Source organism: Pseudomonas parafulva, assembly GCF_000800255.1.
GTDB classification, from domain to species: Bacteria; Pseudomonadota; Gammaproteobacteria; order Pseudomonadales; family Pseudomonadaceae; genus Aquipseudomonas; species Aquipseudomonas boreofloridensis.
Genome location: NZ_CP009747.1, coordinates 4,643,004 through 4,658,190 on the forward strand (window position 1 = coordinate 4,643,004; position 15,187 = coordinate 4,658,190).

Sequence of the window (15,187 nt, forward strand, 5' to 3'; positions counted from 1 at the left end):
GAGCATCGACGCCGCCCATAGAGGCGATGCCGTCATGTATGCAAATGCCTAGCCTCGGCACCATTGCGCCGGGTCGGTTGGCCGACCCTGCTGGCGAATCGCGAAGTACAAGCCCGCGCTGTCCTGACCGCCGCTGTCGCCGACGGTGGAAATGGCTTCACCGGCCTTGACGATGTCTCCGGCACTCTTGAGCAGGCTCTGGTTGTGGCCATACAGGCTCAAGTAACCATTGCCGTGGTCGAGAATGACCAGAAGTCCGGCACCGCGCAACCAGTCGGCGAACACCACGCGGCCACCGTGCACCGCGTGCACCTGGGTGCCTGCGGAGGCGGCGATCATCACCCCATCCCACTTGGCGCGGGCGTCACCGCCACGGGTATCGCCGAAGCGTGCCAGCAGTCGACCATTGACCGGCCATGGAAGTTTTCCACGGGCCGCGGAAAAGGCGCCGCCGTAGTTGGCGCCGTCGCTGGATACCAGCGGGCCAAGTACGGTACGGGCCTTCTTCGGCGGCGCTTCGGGCGCTTCGGGCGCCTCGCGCCGAGCATCGGCCAGGGCCTGTTCGCGGCGACGCTTTTCTTCTTCCTGGCGCGCCAGCAGGGCCTTCTGCCGCGCCTCTTCGGCTTCGCGGGCCTGGCGCGCGAGGGTTTCCTCGATGGTCTTGAGCACCTTGGCCAGGTCGGCCTGGTCCTGTTCGCGGGCCTGAAGCTTCTGGTCGCGGGCTTTCATGTCGCTGTTGAGCTTGGCCAGCACCTGCTGGCGCTTGCTGCGCTCGGCTTCCAGTGACTGGCGGCGGGTGTCGAGGTCGGCGCGCTGGGCCAGCAGTTGCTCTTGCTGCCCGGAAATCTCCAGCTCGACGTTGGCCAGTTGGCGCAAGGTTTCGTTGAAGGTGCGCAATTGTTCCAGGCGCGCCTTGCTCAGGTAATCGTAGTAGGTGAGGGTGCGCGCGAACTTCTCGGGATTCTGCTGGTTGAGCAGCAGCTTGAGGTATTCCTCGCGGCCACTCTGGTAGGCCGAACGGGCCTGGATAGCGATCAGCCGTTGCTGTTCAGTACGGGCGGACTGGAGTTTTTTTTTCTCGTGGTCAAGGCGCTCCAGTTCGCCCTCGGTCTTTTTTAGCGCTTGCTGCAGCGCCTCCACCTGTTTCTCGAGATTGCCGATATCGGTCTCGGTGGACTTGAGGTCTTTCTGCACGCCGGCTTTCTCTTCCTGGAGCTTGCCCAGCGTCTTCTTGAGCTCGGCGATGTCCTGGCGAGTGGCGTCCAGCTGTTGCTGGGTCTGGGCGCGCTCGTCGGCGATAGCCGGGGCGAGCAGGCATGACAGGGCGAGGAATATGAGGGCGCGGCGCATGGAATCGGGCGTACCAGGGATGGAGACTGGCCTAGTATGCCCGCCCGGGCTTGCAAAAAAAACGCCTGCCAACGGCAGGAGGGCCGCGTTTGTCAGGAAAGCCGCATGAAATATCGGACTTATCCGTTGTAAAGATCGGAAAGCTCGGCGTGAAGCGCTGCGACGACCGCGCTTACCATCGGCGGCCCTTGCGTGGCGAACGCCGATCCGGCTGCCCGTGCTCTTCCTGCTGTGCGAGAACGTCCATGTCGATATCTTTCCGTTTGTTCCAGTTGAGGCACTTTCTGTTGTGCGCAGGGTGTCTACTGATGGTCCTCATTCCGTCCGTTGCGGCTGCCACCGAGCAGGACAGTTGGACCTTGCAGACCAGTGTCTACACCCGACACTTCAATCCCGACCCGGACCACAACGAGCGTCAGGAACTCATCGGCCTGGAGCGCAATCGCGCCGATGGCCTGCTGTACGGTGCTGCAACCTTCCGCAATTCGTTCCGCCAGCGCTCGGTCTACGCCTACGGCGGCAAGGCCTGGCAGCATGACCGATGGCCGGTGTACGCCAAGGTCAGTGCCGGTTTGCTGCAGGGTTATCGCGGCAAGTACCGCGACAAGCTGCCGCTCAATCGCTTTGGCGTGGCACCCGTGATCATTCCCGCGCTGGGCACCCACCTGGGGCCGGTGGGCATCGAGGCGGTGCTGCTGGGGGGCAACGCCATGATGGTCAACGTTGGCTATCGCTTTCGCTGAACCCTTGAAACGCAAAAAGCCCGATGCAATCGCATCGGGCTTTCATTGTGCAGCGCTGAGCCGGCTCAGGCGTCGAGCAGAATCGAGGTGCCGGTCATTTCGACGGGTTTCTCCAGCCCCAGCAGCTTGAGCATGGTCGGCGCCACGTCCGCCAGCACGCCGCCTTCGCGGACCTTGACCTTGCGCTTGCCGACATAGATGAACGGCACCGGCTCGGTGGTGTGCGCGGTGTGCGCCTGGCCGGTAGATTCGTCTTCCATCTGTTCGACGTTGCCATGGTCGGCGGTGATCAGCGCTTCGCCGCCGACTTTTTCCAGTGCCGTGACGATACGGCCCATGCAGCCGTCCAGCGCTTCGACCGCCTTCACGGCGGCGTCGAATACGCCGGTGTGGCCGACCATGTCGCCGTTGGCGTAGTTGACTACGATCACGTCGAAGCGCTGCTGCTCGATGGCTTCGACGATGCGGTCGGTGACCTCCGGTGCGCTCATTTCCGGTTGCAGGTCGTAGGTGGCGACCTTCGGCGACGGAATGAGAATACGTTCTTCACCTTCGAACGGCTCTTCGCGGCCGCCGGAAAAGAAGAAGGTAACGTGGGCGTACTTCTCGGTCTCGGCGATGCGCAGTTGAGTCTTGCCGTTGTTGGCCAGATACTCGCCGAGCACGTTGTGCAAGCTGGCCGGGGCGAATGCGGCGGGAGCCGGGATCTTCGCCGAGTACTGGGTCAGGCCGATGTAGGCCGCCAGTTTCGGCAGGCGCGCGCGGGGGAACTCGTTGAAATCCGCTTCGACGAAGACGCGCGACAGCTCACGGGCGCGGTCGGCGCGGAAGTTCATGAAGATCACCGCGTCGCCGTCCTCGACCTTCACGGCCTCGCCGATCCGCGTGGCCTTGACGAATTCATCGCTCTCGTCACGGGCATAGGCCGCTTCCAGGCCGGCCACTGCGCTGTCGGCACTGTAGTCGGCGGCGCTGTCGACGATCAGGTTATAGGCCGCGCTGACGCGGTCCCAGCGGTTGTCGCGGTCCATGGCGAAGTAGCGGCCGATCAGGCTGGCGATGCGGCCCTTGCCCAGTCGGGCGAAGGTGGCGTCGAGCAGTTCGAGGGACGACTGCGCGCTGCGCGGCGGGGTGTCGCGGCCATCGAGGAAGGCATGCAGGTAGATCTTCTCGGCGCCGCGCTGCGCGGCCAGTTCGGCCATGGCGACGATGTGATCCTGGTGGCTGTGCACACCGCCATCGGACAGCAGACCCAGCAGGTGGACCGCCTTGCCAGCGGCCACGGCCTTGTCCACGGCGCCGGTAAGCACGGGGTTTTCGAAGAATTCACCGTCACGGATGGCTTTGGTCACCCGCGTGAAGTCCTGATACACCACGCGCCCGGCACCCAGGTTCATATGACCGACTTCGGAGTTGCCCATCTGCCCGTCCGGCAGGCCGACATCCATGCCGGAGCCGGAGATCAGGCCATGCGGCTGGGTGGCGCGCAAGCGGTCGTAGACCGGCGTGTTGGCGGCGAGGATGGCGTTGTATTCGCGGCTTTCGCTGTGACCGAAACCATCCAGGATGATCAGGACCAGGGGCTTGGGGAGGTTCGTCATCGATCAAACTCACGGTTGTTCAAAGATGATAAAGACACGCATTTTAGGGGAAATCGGCCAGAGGCGGCGAATATTCGTCGGACCGCGCGACCAGCGCACCGCCCTATCCTGTGCAAGGCGGGTTTTCGCACCGGCCCGGCGGGCTTTGGCCGGCCTGGGTGGCTGTGTATACTGGCCGGCATTTTCAATCGCCTGGAACACCCCTGATGGTTGCTCACCTGATTCAATTTGCGACAGATCACTTCATCCTGGTTGCGATCTTCTTCATTCTGCTGATCCTGCTGCTTCTCAACGAGATCCGCCGTGGCGGTCAGAGCCTGAGCAACGGTCAACTGACCGCGCTGGTCAACGCCGACAAAGGCGTGGTGATCGATATCCGTCCAGGCAAGGAGTACGCTGCCGGGCACATCGTCGGCGCGCTGAACATTCCCCAGGACAAGATCGCCAGCCGCATGGCAGAGCTGGAGAAGCACAAGGACAAGACCCTGATCATCGTCGACGCGATGGGTCAGCAGTCCGGCACCGTCTGCCGCGACCTGCTCAAAGCCGGCTACACCGCCGCCAAGCTCAGCGGCGGCGTGTCCAGCTGGAAAGCCGACAACCTGCCCCTGGTGAAGTGATATGCAACCGGTCATCGTCTATTCCAGCGACTACTGCCCCTACTGCATGCGCGCCAAGCAACTGCTTGCGAGCAAGAACGTGGCCTTCGAGGAAATCCGTGTCGACGGCAAGCCGCAACTGCGTGCCGAGATGGCGCAGAAGGCCGGGCGTACCTCGGTGCCGCAAATCTGGATTGGCAGCACCCATGTCGGCGGTTGCGATGACTTGTTTGCGCTGGAGCGCTCGGGCAAGCTCGACGCCCTGCTCGAGGCCTGATTCACGCCCCCTTTCAACCCTTTTTCAGACAAGGATCTGCCATGACTGACCAACAGACCAACGGCGCTGCCGAAGAGAACAGCCCGCAATTCTCGCTGCAGCGCATCTACGTGCGCGACCTGTCGTTCGAAGCGCCCAAGAGCCCGCAGATCTTCCGCCAGCAGTGGGAGCCGAGCGTCTCGCTGGACCTGAACACCCGCCAGAAGGCCCTGGAAGGCGACTTCCACGAGGTGGTGCTGACTTTGTCGGTCACCGTCAAGAATGGTGACGAAGTGGCGTTCATCGCCGAAGTCCAGCAGGCCGGCATCTTCTTGATCTCGGGCCTGGACGGGCAGTCGATGAGCCACACCTTGGGCGCGTTCTGCCCGAACATCCTGTTCCCGTACGCGCGTGAAACCCTCGACAGCCTGGTGACCCGCGGCTCGTTCCCGGCGCTGATGCTGTCGCCGGTGAACTTCGATGCCCTGTACGCCCAGGAACTGCAGCGCATGCAGGAAGCGGGCGAGGCACCGTCGCTGCAGTAATTGCCTGCGCGACTTACGAAAAAGCCCCTCGGGATCGACCCGAGGGGCTTTTTCATGGCTGCGAAATGGCGTCAGCCGAACTGTTTCTGCTGTTGCTGCTGCTTGGCCACTGCTTCCGACGCCGCCACATAGGCCGCCTGGAATTCATCGCTTTCCAGCCAGACCATGGTGGCCGCGTCATCGGCACCATCGAGCCAGGCGCGGTAGGCGGTGAACACCAAGACGATATAGTCGGTGGCGTGTTCTTCCTTGTGACCCTTGAGCACCAGCGCCAGCAGGGGGTCGACCAGGAACACCGAAATCATCGCCTCCAGGCCGTTCTCCTGGGCCTGCTTCATCTTCTCGAACAACGCGTCGTAGCTGCCCGAATCCATGGCCTTGTTGAACACCTGCTCGACGCTGGTGCTTTCACCCGAGCTGGCCTTGACCGCCTGGCCACTGCGCACCATCCGGTTCTGCTTGGCCTTGGAGGCGGCGCGCTTGGCGCGTTTCTGTTGCTTGGTGTTGGAAGCCATGCCGTGAATCCTCGGGTGTATCCGCAAAAAACGCGTATTGAAGCCTAGAGTCGGCGTTCTGGATAGAGCCTGGCTGCATCAGAAGCTGTAAGTGCCGGTCACCACCAGGCTGCGCGGGTCGCCGAACTGGATCTGCGCGGCGCTGGTCGCGGCGCTGTAGTAGGTCTTGTCGGTGAGGTTGGACAGGGCCGCGCGCACGTCCCAGTCATGGGTGCGCAACCCGACCAGCGCATCCCAGCGGCCATAGCCGGGCAGTACGGTGGTGTTCTGGTTGTCGGCGTAGCGTTGACCCACCAGGGTCAGGCCGGTTTCGGCGTACCAGCCCAACTCCGGCTTCCAGGTCAGGAACAGGCTGGCATTGCGCCGCGCCACGTTGTTGACTCGGTTGCCCGCCAGGCCGTTGTTGTCCTTGACGATGGTGGCATCCTGCAGACCGACGCCGCCGCGCACGTACCAGTCGCCCACCAGCTTGCCCTGGGCGGTCAGTTCGACCCCGCGTGAGCGCTGCAGGCCGGTGAGCACGGTGATACCCGGGTTGTCCGGATCGCTGGTGCGACGGTTGTAGAGCTCCAGTTCGTAGACGGCGAGGGTAGTGCTCAGGCGGTCGTCGAGCCAGTCGCTCTTGACCCCGATTTCCTTCTGCCGTGTGTTCTCCGGCGCGGTCTCGTTGGTGTTGCCTGCTGCACCGGGGGTGATGCCGATCAAGCCACCGCCGACCGGGGAAAAGGTCTTGCTCCAGGAGGCGTAAAAGGAATGCGCCTGCCAGGGCGAGTACACCACACCAAGGCGCGGACTGGTGCTGTTGTCGTTCTGTTTTTCGGAAATGCCCCGCAGCCTGTTCTGGGTCTGCACCTCGAACTGATCGAAGCGCAGGCCGGCGAGCAGTTGCCATTGATCGTTGAGGCGGATCTGGTCCTGCAGGTAGACACCACGGCTGTCGACCACCGTGTGGTTGTAGCTCGACGCCACCATCGGTCCGGTGTGTTGCAGCCGTCGGTTCGGGGCGTTGAGGTCCAGCGTTGGCACCGCCTGGCCTCCCGCGTTGACCGCGCGCGCGGTGTACAACTGTGGGTCACGGCGCTGGTTGCCGAACTCCACCCCTAGCAACAGCGTGTGGTCCAGCCCCCAGGTGCTGACCTGGCCCTCGGCTTCGAGGTTGTTGAACAGGTTGCGGGTGTTCAGGTCCTGCTGCCAGCGCTGACGAACCACCCGCTGGGTGCTGGGGATGTAGCCGGTGAGGTAGGTGTTGTCGAACTCGCTGTCGAGCTTGAACAGACTCAGGGTGTGGCGCAGTTGCCAGTTGTCGCCCAGCTGATAGTTCAGCCGCGAGCGCAGCGACTGCGCCCGGTCGTCGATGAAGTCGCGCTGCGTATCGCCGTAGGTGGTGCTGCGACCCACATCGGCCGGACGGCCGCCGACGCCGGGAATGCCGCGATCGGGCGTGCGGTTGTAGCGACTGTATTCGTACTGCACCAACCAGTTGAGCTCGGGGCTCAGTTGCCAGCTCATCGACGGGGCGAACAACTGGCGGTTGCCGTCGATGCCGTCGCGGAAACTGTTGTTGTCCTGATTGCCCATGTTCAGGCGCACGCTGATGTCATCGTTCAGGTCGGCGCTGAGGTCGGCGTACAGGCTGCGCAGGTCCTCGCTGCCGCCCTGGACTTCGAGGGTCGAGCGACGACCATGCTCCGGCGCCTTGCTCACCCGGTTGACGATGCCGCCTTGGCTGCCGCGACCGTAAAGCACTGCCGCCGGGCCTTTGAGCACTTCGACGCGTTCGATGTTGTGCAGGTCGCGCACGTACTGGCTGTCATCGCGCACGCCGTCCAGATAGAAATCGTTGCTGGCATCGAAGCCGCGAATGCGCAGGCTGTCGAAGCGTGTGTCGGCCCCGCTGCTGACGTTGGGAATGCCCTCCAGCGCCTTGCCCAGACTATTGCTGCCGTAGTCCAGTACATTGGCCGTCTTGACCGTGTCGATGGCCTGCGGCACGTAGCGCACCGGGGTCGAGGTACGGGTGGCGGTGCTGACGTCCTTGACCCTGGGGTTGTCGCGTTCACGGTCGGTGTCGGCCGAAATCGAGATTTCCGGGAGCAGGGTGGCGGCGCTGACGAGACTGGTGCTGAACATCAGCGAAAAGCCCAAGGGTAGGGATCTGAAGCGGCGGGGAGCAGGCATGGCATGGCATCCGACAAAGGGTCGAGAGAAAGGATGCGAATGGTAATGCTTGCTATTTGCTACTGCTTGGCTATTTGTCAGCTTGAATCATGACGTATGTATCAATTTGTAACTCGCCTCCCGCCAGTAGGTTGGGACCGCAGCGAGATGGCGCTGGCCTTGGTACACACGTCCGAAAAAGAGAAGGAATAACTCCCTGTGAGCCAATCTCCACGGATTTACACCAGCCCAAAGCTTCAATTTGGTTATATCAACCTTCATTTCACGTTTTTTTGACATTCGTTGGCGCGCGCGGATAGGATGCGGCCTCTACGCCTGCCGGCCATCCCATGGCCGAGCGCCGGACGAGGCGCGCGCTCTGCACAGCAGCGCCGCCCACCGTTTGGATACACGCGTCGAACCTACGAAGGGGCGTTGGTTCCTGGCGTTTACGTAGCAGAGCGTTCTGATTCGGTAATAAGGAAAACAACATGTTGAATACAAGGATCAGCCTGGTTGCGCTGGCACTCATCGCCGCCACTCAGGCCCAGGCCAACGACCAGGCCCAGAGCAAGGGGTTCATCGAGGACAGCCACGCCAACGTCCTTCTGCGTAACGCGTTCATCAATCGCGACAAGAAGCACGGCGTCAACGACCAGTCCCAGTGGGGCCAGGGCGTGATCGCCAACTTCTCCTCCGGCTTCACCCAGGGCACCGTCGGTGTCGGCGTCGATGCCTTCGGCCTGTATGCACTGCGCCTGGATGGCGGCAAGGGCCGCAACGGCGGCGGCGGTATCGATTTCTTCAAGCGCGAAAACACCACTGACGCTCAAGGTCGCAGCGACGCGGCCAACGACCTCGCCCGCGCTGGCGGTGCCGTCAAGTTCCGCATCTCCAACACCGTGCTCAAGTACGGCGACCAGATGCCCGCGCTGCCGGTCCTGCAATACGACGATTCGCGCCTGCTGCCTGAAAGCTTCACCGGCACCCTGATCACCTCCAAGGAAATCGAAGGGCTGGAACTGAACGCCGGTCGTTTCACCCAGGAAGCGCGCAAGAGCGCTCAGCGTCGTGACAGCGGTGGTTTGAAGTCGATCAACGTTCTCGGCGGCAGCTACAAGTTCACCGACAACTTCACTGCCTCGCTGTACACCGCGGACAACGAAGACGTCATGAAGCGCCACTACCTGGGCCTGAACTACGTCTTCCCGATCGCCGCCGACCAGTCCCTGACCCTGGACTTTAACGGCTACAAGTCGGACATCGACAGCCAGTACGTGCGTGAAGCCGGCCTCAACGGCGACCGCAACACCATCTGGAGCCTGGCGGCGACCTACGCCTATGGTCCGCACTCCTTCACCCTGGCCCACCAGCGCAGCACCGGCAGCACCGGCTACAACTACGGCTGGTACCAGAACGAAGGCGGCGTGGGCGACGGCGGTTCGACCATCTACCTGGCCAACTCCTACTGGTCCGACTTCAACGCCGAGGACGAGCGTTCCTGGCAACTGGGCTACGGCCTGGACTTCGGCGCCTTCGGCGTTCCGGGGCTGACCTACAAGATCGCCTATGTGGTGGGTGACAACATCAACACCCGCACCGTCGGCAACCCGCAGGGCTGGGGCGAGGGCAAGGAGCGCGAGATCTTCAGTCAGGTCCGTTACGTGGTCCAGGAAGGCCCGGCCAAAGACCTGTCGGTCAAGCTGCGCGGCTCGTTCCTGCGCACCAACGATGCCGTGCGTCAGAATGGCTACAACGACGACGGCAACGAAGTACGCGTGTTCGTCGAGTACCCGATCAGCATCTTCTGATCCGGTTTTGGCGTAACCAACAGCCCCGGCATTTGCCGGGGCTGTTTCGTTTTTGCGTGCAAGGTCGCGAGGTGCGAATTCACCGTTATGGGTTTGGCAACGCCAGGGCGAGTGTCTTCCAGCTTCCCTTGCGCTTGCGCTCCACCAGCGAAGCCAGGGCTTTACCGGTTGGACACTTGGCGAAGGCCAGCGGAGCCAACGTCAGCAGGTAAACGCTGTCCGGCGTGTGCGTTCGGCTGTCCGCCGCTTTGTTCCAAGGCTTGTCGACCGTCAGCAAGGCGTCGGTCTTCTCGGGCCAGGCCAGGTCGGCGAAGCGTGGGTCGCTGCGCAGGATCAATGTGCCTTCACTCAGCGGTGCTTCCTCGAAGGTGAGCGCGGCCAGGCGCTCCAGCAGGCTGACCGGAAAGCGTCGTGCCGCATCGTCGGGGATTCCGGCCTGCGGCAGGGGCCATTCGCCTGGCAGGCACAGGCACAATTCGGTCATCGGCGTGGCCTGGTAAAGGCCAGTGGTGAACAAGAGCTTGTGGGAGGTCTTGCCGTCGATCAGGCTGATGTGCAGGTCGATGCGCGAGTCATTGGTGGGGGGCGAGAAGGCAGTGGGCAGCACGTGCCCGAGGGTCTGGTCGACGAAGTTGACCAGGGTATGCGCTGCACTGTCTTCGACGCCGGTCTCGGGATCCTGCGTGCCGTGGGCGCCGTTGTCCTGCAGCAGCCGCTCGGTGCTTGGGTGGCCCCAAACACGCGTTGCGTCCAGAGGACTTCTGTTGAGGTAGAGGTGCAGCCGGTCGGGGCGTGCGCCTCGCTGAAGCAGCAGCGCCACGACGTCGTCGTGGCCACCTTGGGCGGCTGCGTACAGGGGCGGGCGCACGCTCCAGGGCGAGCCGTCTGGCCAGGCACCTGCGTCCAGCAGGCATGTGCACGTTGCCAGATCGCCCTCGCTGGCTGCCAACTCCAATGCGGTGGAGTGAGCATCGTCCAGGCAGGTCCGATTGGGATCCAGACCTGCTTCGAGCAGTAAGGCGCAGATTTCAGTCTGGCTGGCGCGGGCTGCCAAATGCAACAAGCTAGGTCCATCGCCGTTGCCGTACCGCGGCAAAGTCAGCAGTTCAGGATACTTCTGTATAAAGGCGACCACCGCCGCCACTTTGCCTTCTGCGATGTCCTCATATAGTCGATCAAGTTGGGTTTCGTGCTGTTCGTAGAGTTTCTGCGCTTCGTTCATTTGTTGATCGGTCCCCTTCTGAAGGCTTCGCCCAATTCGGCGAGTGCTCGCTCTACAGCCGGCGTCCCTTTTGCGTCGACTTCCTGCAGGCGCTCGTAGACTTTCCTGGCCGAAGCGACGCTGTGCGTCCCACGGCCATTCTCCGCCCAGGTGAAATTCCTCAAGTCCGTATTCAGGTCGATCTTGTGCTTCCTCATGATCGCCTGGGCATTGAGGATGTAGTCGCGATTTTCCTGCTTCCAGTTCCTCGGTGCATACTCGCGAACGATATGATGGCGATGTGGCCGGACCATGTTGGTCGGTTTGGTCTCATCCAGCTTCGCCATGTCCTCTTTATTCAGCCTGCAGACCTCCAACCCTAGCGGATCGATCCAGGTTGCCGGTGTCGGAGCGTACTGATAGAGATTCAAGCCGCCCGCCAGACCAATCGGATCGGGCTGTGTGAAACGGCCGATATCCGGGTCGTAGTAGCGGAAGGTGTTGTAGTGCAGGCCGGTTTCGCGATCCAGGTATTGACCCTGCATGCGCAGGTTCTGCTCCTGGACCAAGCCGTCCTGGCGAACTTCCTGGACGGTATTGCCCCACACCTGGTACTGGGCCTGCCACAGTAATTGGCCGGTGTCGTCGCTCAGGCGTTCCGGCAGGCCATTCAGGTCATTCTGGTAGTGATGCACCCGCTGGTGAGCGCCTACACCTTCAACGCGCGCCAGAGGCTCATGGCTGTCCTGGTCGTCATAGAGGTAAAGGCTGTGCTGGCCATGCCGGACTTCCTCCAGCAGGCGATAGCCATCCCAGCCGAAACGCGAAAGGCCCAACTGGCGTCCCGTCTCGTCGTGTTCACTTTTTTCGATACGCCGGCCCAGAGGGTCGTAAGTCATGCGCACGATCCGCTCGCGGCCGTTGTTGTGGCTGCGCACCTCGATCAGGCGGTGTTCGGCGTCGTAGGCGAAACGCTGTAGGCCACGCCTGGCGCTGCGCTTTTCGATCAGCCTGCCGAAGGCATCGTAGCGATAGCGCTTGTCCTGATAGGTGAGCACGCGGTTATGCCGTACCCAGCCCAGCGACGGCGTATCGAGCAGGTTGGCGGCTGCATCGTAGGCGAAGACTTCGTCGGGCAGCGCAGCATGGGGCTGGCTGCTACTGACGATTCGCTCGTTGGCATCGTGTTGCAGGTGTTGCTGGACGATACCCTCGGGACTCTGCCGAAAGCGCACGGCCAGGTTGTCCGCCAGGTCGTACTCGAAGCGTTGCTGCAACGGTGCGGGCAGACGTCGGGGTACTGTTCGGGGGTGGCTCAGGCGCGAGCGAATGCGGCCGGCGCGATCGTACTCGCTGCGCGTCTCGAACCCGCCCTGAATGCGCAGCACCTCACGGTGCAGGCGGTCGCGCTCGAAATCGCAGATGACCTTGCCGTCCAGGTTGACCTGATGCAGATGGCCGCTGCCGTAGTACAGCTGGTTGAGCGTACGCCCATCCGGCAGCCAGGTCTGCAGGCGATTGCCCAGTGCGTCATGGCGGTGATGAAGGGTTCCATTGCTGCCCTGCTCCTGGGTCCGCCGGCCGAGGGCATCGAAAGCGAACGCGACGGTCTCGCGCTTGCCTTGGTTGTCGGTGAAGCAGGCCTGCAGCAGTTGGTCTAGGGCGTCGTACTGGTACTCCGTACGGCCATCGTCGGTCACCTTGGCCAGCAGCCGGCAGCCAGCATCACGCTCGAAGAAATGGCTGATCACGGCCGCTGGCGTCGGGGACACCAGCGCCAGGCCGGTCCCGTGCGGTCCGGGCAGGTAGTCGAGCCGCGAGAGGCAGTCGAGAGCGTCGTAGTGATAGCGTTTGGCGCTGTCGTCCAGGTCCCGCTGCTCGACCAGACGATCGGCGGCATCCCAGGTGAAGCGGTACTGCTCGCCATTTTCGTTGGTCAGGCTGAGCAATCGGCCGTACAGGTCGTAGCGGTACTCCACGGTACGGCCCAAGGGATCGACCAACTGCCGCAACTGGCCGCGCGCATCGTACTGGAACTGACGCTGATGGCCGGCAGTGTCGGTATGACGAGCCAGCCGGTCGCCCACGGCATAGTCGAAAGATTGAGTGCGGCCGTCGGGCAGGCGCACCTGCACCAGTCGTCCGGACGCATCGTGCTGGTAGTCGGTACGTTCGCCGTGGGCGTCGATGAGCGCTGCCAGATGACCTCGGTGGTCGTAATCCAGACGCGTGGTGTAGCCGGAGCAGTCGGTCAGGGCACGCAGGGCGCCGAAGTCGGTCCACTGCAACTGCTTGGCCCGACCCGCAGCATCGGTTATTTCGATCACCTGACCGTGTGGGTCATACCGGTAGTGGGTCGTCTGGCCGAGCGGATCGGTCTCGCGGATGCAGTTGCCACGGGCATCGTAGTGGTATCGCCAGCAGTGGCCGGCGGCGTCCATGCGTGAGCGGGGCAGCGCCCAATGCTCCAGCCACTGCGTCGACACGCAGCGGCCCAGAGGGTCGAAGGTCTCGCTGAGGTTGCCGGACTCGTCGTAGTTGAACGACCAGCGTCCGCCGTCCGGGTCGCTGGCGCCGAGCAGTTGCCGGTCTGCGTTCCAGTCGAAACGCCAGGTGCGCCCCAAGGCGTCGGTGTAGGCCGTGATCTGGTACTGGTCGTTCCAGTGGCGTGTGGTGACCCGTTGCAGTCCGTCGGTGACGCGTGTGATGCCCGCTGTCAGGTCGTACTCGAAGCTGTACTCATCACCTGCATCCGTCCAGTGACGAATCACTCGCCAGCCATCCGCCGTCTGCGCCCATTGGTAGTAGCAACTCAAACCGGTGGGCAGTTGGTGCTCGACCATGCGTCCGCCAGTGTCGTAGCTGAAGCGGCGCGTGACCTGCCCGTGGCGATTCTTGACCTGCGCGAGGCGACCAGCGCCGTCGTAGCCGTAGCTCACCAGTGGCTCGACGCTCGCGTCGGTCAGGCGCCGCTCGATCTGGCTCAGGCGCTGCGGCCATTGCGGGTCGTAGCTCAAGAGCGCTTCTGTCTGATCGAAGGTATCGCGTAGCCCACGCAGTCGCCCGCTGTCGTCGTAATCCAGAAAGATACGGTTGTCGTTGCGATCACCGATCTGGCTCAGGCGCAGACGCATGGGGTTGGCGGGGCAGGGCTGGAACAACCGGTAGCGGCCGTCGCGATCCTCGATCAACACCTCGCCGTTGTGTTCGCGGCGCACACTCAGGCCCTCGGCAGCGCTGTAGACCGCATCGCCTGGCGCGATACGGCCCATTTCGATGGCCCTGGCCTGCTCGTCGACGAAGATTAGCCCTTCGCCACCTTGCGCTTGCGTCCTGACTTCGATGTAGACCTCGTACGGCACGCTCCAGCCGGTGCCCAGCAGCCCGTCCTCGCGCTGTCCATGGCTGTTGTAGCAGCGCTGCCAGGTGATGGGCAGCAGGGCCGGCAGGTCGAAGTCGTGATCGTCCTCACCGTTGAGCAGCTTGGCGCCAGTCGGTGTATGCACCGGGTTGGGCGAGCCGACGATGGCCGAGGTGAGGGCGCTGGTGACCTGGCTGGTGACCAGCTGAGTGACGCCACCGATGAGCATGCAGCCGAACTTGCTGTAGAACTTGCCGCCGCGCCCGCGCAGCAGCATCAGCGCGGTGATCGCCAGGCCGATGCCGGGCGTCTTGCCGCTGCGGATCTCGCGCACCACGATGGGCTCGCCGCCGATGCGCACGTTGCTGGAAATCTCGCCAGCGTCCACCACTACCGCCTCGCAGGTGCTGCGATCGCCACTACGGCAGGCCGGGTGGCCGTTGATGAGCACCTTGCTGGAGCCTTCGGCCAGATATTGCGGCGGCATCGCCGGATGTTTGTCGCAGAGGATCTTGTCGTCTTCCGCTTCCTGGGTATTGGGCGCCGGTGTCGCCACGGTCGGCCGCCACATTTGGGAGAAGAAGCCCTTGGCCATGTCCAGGAAGCTTTCTTCCGGCTCATCGCCCGCTGGTTGGCCGGAGGCGTCCGCTGCCGGCCCCACCGGCCCGGTGACGATGCCTGCTGCACGGGCGGCAGGCTTGCCGTTGGTGTGGGTGTTGCCCGAGCCGGTGGCGATGTGCGCCTGCACCGAAGGCGGGAAAAGCGCGTTGCCGATGCCGTCGCATAATCGGCTCAGGCCGGTATCGGCACCGCTCTTGGCCATGGCCACGCCGACCACCAGGCCGACTGCGGCACCCAGCACGAAGCAGCCCAGTCCACCGGTAGCCACGGTGATGCCCAGCGCTGCGCCAACGGCCGCGGTGGCCAGTGCGCCGATCGCCACGTTGGCTGCCACTTCCAGCACGCCCCCGACGATATCGGCCATCATCGAGGTGTGCATCAACGCGTCACCCTCGCGCGCGGCCCAGAATGCATCCGACATACCGGT

The 15,187-nt window shown here is 63.3% G+C and carries 11 protein-coding genes; 5 read left to right on the top strand and 6 right to left on the bottom strand.

Annotated features, from left to right (window positions below; all coding sequences use genetic code 11):
* Positions 1-48 precede the first annotated feature (48 nt).
* Entirely contained in the window at positions 49-1,350 is a 1,302-nt protein-coding gene (locus tag NJ69_RS20290; RefSeq protein WP_039582605.1) for a murein hydrolase activator EnvC family protein, read from the bottom strand.
* 308 nt (positions 1,351-1,658) lie between these two features.
* Between NJ69_RS20290 and NJ69_RS20295 the strand changes: the two genes are divergently transcribed.
* On the top strand, positions 1,659-2,093 hold the full coding sequence (locus tag NJ69_RS20295; protein ID WP_155290554.1) for a sn-glycerol-3-phosphate transporter: 435 nt from the start codon (positions 1,659-1,661) through the stop codon (positions 2,091-2,093).
* 65 nt (positions 2,094-2,158) lie between these two features.
* Here the strand turns inward: NJ69_RS20295 and gpmI are convergent, their stop codons facing one another.
* On the bottom strand, positions 2,159-3,694 hold the full coding sequence (gene gpmI, locus NJ69_RS20300; protein ID WP_039582607.1) for a 2,3-bisphosphoglycerate-independent phosphoglycerate mutase: 1,536 nt from the start codon (positions 3,692-3,694) through the stop codon (positions 2,159-2,161).
* Between the two features lie 206 nt (positions 3,695-3,900).
* Here gpmI and NJ69_RS20305 point away from each other — a divergent pair, with 206 nt between their 5' ends.
* Genes NJ69_RS20305 through secB form a run of 3 tightly spaced genes read left to right on the top strand, consistent with a single transcriptional unit; the run spans position 3,901 to position 5,094 of the window.
* On the top strand, positions 3,901-4,314 hold the full coding sequence (locus tag NJ69_RS20305) for a rhodanese-like domain-containing protein (RefSeq protein ID WP_029613838.1): 414 nt from the start codon (positions 3,901-3,903) through the stop codon (positions 4,312-4,314).
* Between the two features lies 1 nt (position 4,315).
* Positions 4,316-4,570 carry a glutaredoxin 3 gene (gene grxC, locus NJ69_RS20310; protein ID WP_029613837.1) on the top strand — a complete coding sequence of 85 codons (255 nt, stop codon included), beginning with the start codon at positions 4,316-4,318 and terminating at the stop codon, positions 4,568-4,570.
* A gap of 41 nt (positions 4,571-4,611) precedes the next feature.
* Complete coding sequence (gene secB / locus NJ69_RS20315) at positions 4,612-5,094, top strand: protein-export chaperone SecB (RefSeq protein WP_039582608.1); 483 nt, start codon at positions 4,612-4,614, stop codon at positions 5,092-5,094.
* A gap of 71 nt (positions 5,095-5,165) precedes the next feature.
* Here secB and NJ69_RS20320 read toward each other — a convergent pair whose 3' ends face one another.
* Together NJ69_RS20320 and NJ69_RS20325 are read right to left on the bottom strand one after the other, a co-directional pair.
* Positions 5,166-5,609 (bottom strand): hypothetical protein, encoded by a 444-nt coding sequence (locus NJ69_RS20320; RefSeq protein ID WP_029613836.1) that lies wholly within the window; start codon positions 5,607-5,609, stop codon positions 5,166-5,168.
* Positions 5,610-5,687: 78 nt separating this feature from the next.
* Positions 5,688-7,787 carry a TonB-dependent receptor gene (locus NJ69_RS20325; RefSeq protein ID WP_039582610.1) on the bottom strand — a complete coding sequence of 700 codons (2,100 nt, stop codon included), beginning with the start codon at positions 7,785-7,787 and terminating at the stop codon, positions 5,688-5,690.
* Between the two features lie 470 nt (positions 7,788-8,257).
* Here NJ69_RS20325 and NJ69_RS20330 point away from each other — a divergent pair, with 470 nt between their 5' ends.
* The gene (locus NJ69_RS20330; RefSeq protein WP_039582612.1) at positions 8,258-9,577 is read left to right on the top strand and encodes an OprD family porin; all 1,320 of its coding nucleotides are present in this window, start codon (positions 8,258-8,260) and stop codon (positions 9,575-9,577) included.
* 85 nt (positions 9,578-9,662) lie between these two features.
* Here NJ69_RS20330 and NJ69_RS20335 read toward each other — a convergent pair whose 3' ends face one another.
* On the bottom strand, positions 9,663-10,799 hold the full coding sequence (locus NJ69_RS20335) for an ankyrin repeat domain-containing protein (protein WP_039582613.1): 1,137 nt from the start codon (positions 10,797-10,799) through the stop codon (positions 9,663-9,665).
* Positions 10,796-15,181, bottom strand: a complete 4,386-nt coding sequence (locus NJ69_RS20340) for an RHS repeat-associated core domain-containing protein (protein ID WP_039582615.1) — start codon at positions 15,179-15,181, stop codon at positions 10,796-10,798. The genes NJ69_RS20335 and NJ69_RS20340 overlap by 4 nt, the downstream gene beginning before the upstream one ends.
* Positions 15,182-15,187: the final 6 nt, after the last annotated feature.

What these genes read in the sequence shown, in the direction of transcription:
- grxC (WP_029613837.1), top strand. Translation starts at nt 4,316, where the DNA reads ATGCAACCGGTCATCGTCTATTCCAGCGACTACTGCCCCTACTGCATG.
- NJ69_RS20335 (WP_039582613.1), bottom strand. Translation starts at nt 10,799, where the DNA reads ATGAACGAAGCGCAGAAACTCTACGAACAGCACGAAACCCAACTTGAT.
- NJ69_RS20305 (WP_029613838.1), top strand. Translation starts at nt 3,901, where the DNA reads ATGGTTGCTCACCTGATTCAATTTGCGACAGATCACTTCATCCTGGTT.
- NJ69_RS20320 (WP_029613836.1), bottom strand. Translation starts at nt 5,609, where the DNA reads ATGGCTTCCAACACCAAGCAACAGAAACGCGCCAAGCGCGCCGCCTCC.
- NJ69_RS20290 (WP_039582605.1), bottom strand. Translation starts at nt 1,350, where the DNA reads ATGCGCCGCGCCCTCATATTCCTCGCCCTGTCATGCCTGCTCGCCCCG.
- gpmI (WP_039582607.1), bottom strand. Translation starts at nt 3,694, where the DNA reads ATGACGAACCTCCCCAAGCCCCTGGTCCTGATCATCCTGGATGGTTTC.
- NJ69_RS20330 (WP_039582612.1), top strand. Translation starts at nt 8,258, where the DNA reads ATGTTGAATACAAGGATCAGCCTGGTTGCGCTGGCACTCATCGCCGCC.
- NJ69_RS20295 (WP_155290554.1), top strand. Translation starts at nt 1,659, where the DNA reads ATGGTCCTCATTCCGTCCGTTGCGGCTGCCACCGAGCAGGACAGTTGG.
- NJ69_RS20325 (WP_039582610.1), bottom strand. Translation starts at nt 7,787, where the DNA reads ATGCCTGCTCCCCGCCGCTTCAGATCCCTACCCTTGGGCTTTTCGCTG.
- secB (WP_039582608.1), top strand. Translation starts at nt 4,612, where the DNA reads ATGACTGACCAACAGACCAACGGCGCTGCCGAAGAGAACAGCCCGCAA.
- NJ69_RS20340 (WP_039582615.1), bottom strand. Translation starts at nt 15,181, where the DNA reads ATGTCGGATGCATTCTGGGCCGCGCGCGAGGGTGACGCGTTGATGCAC.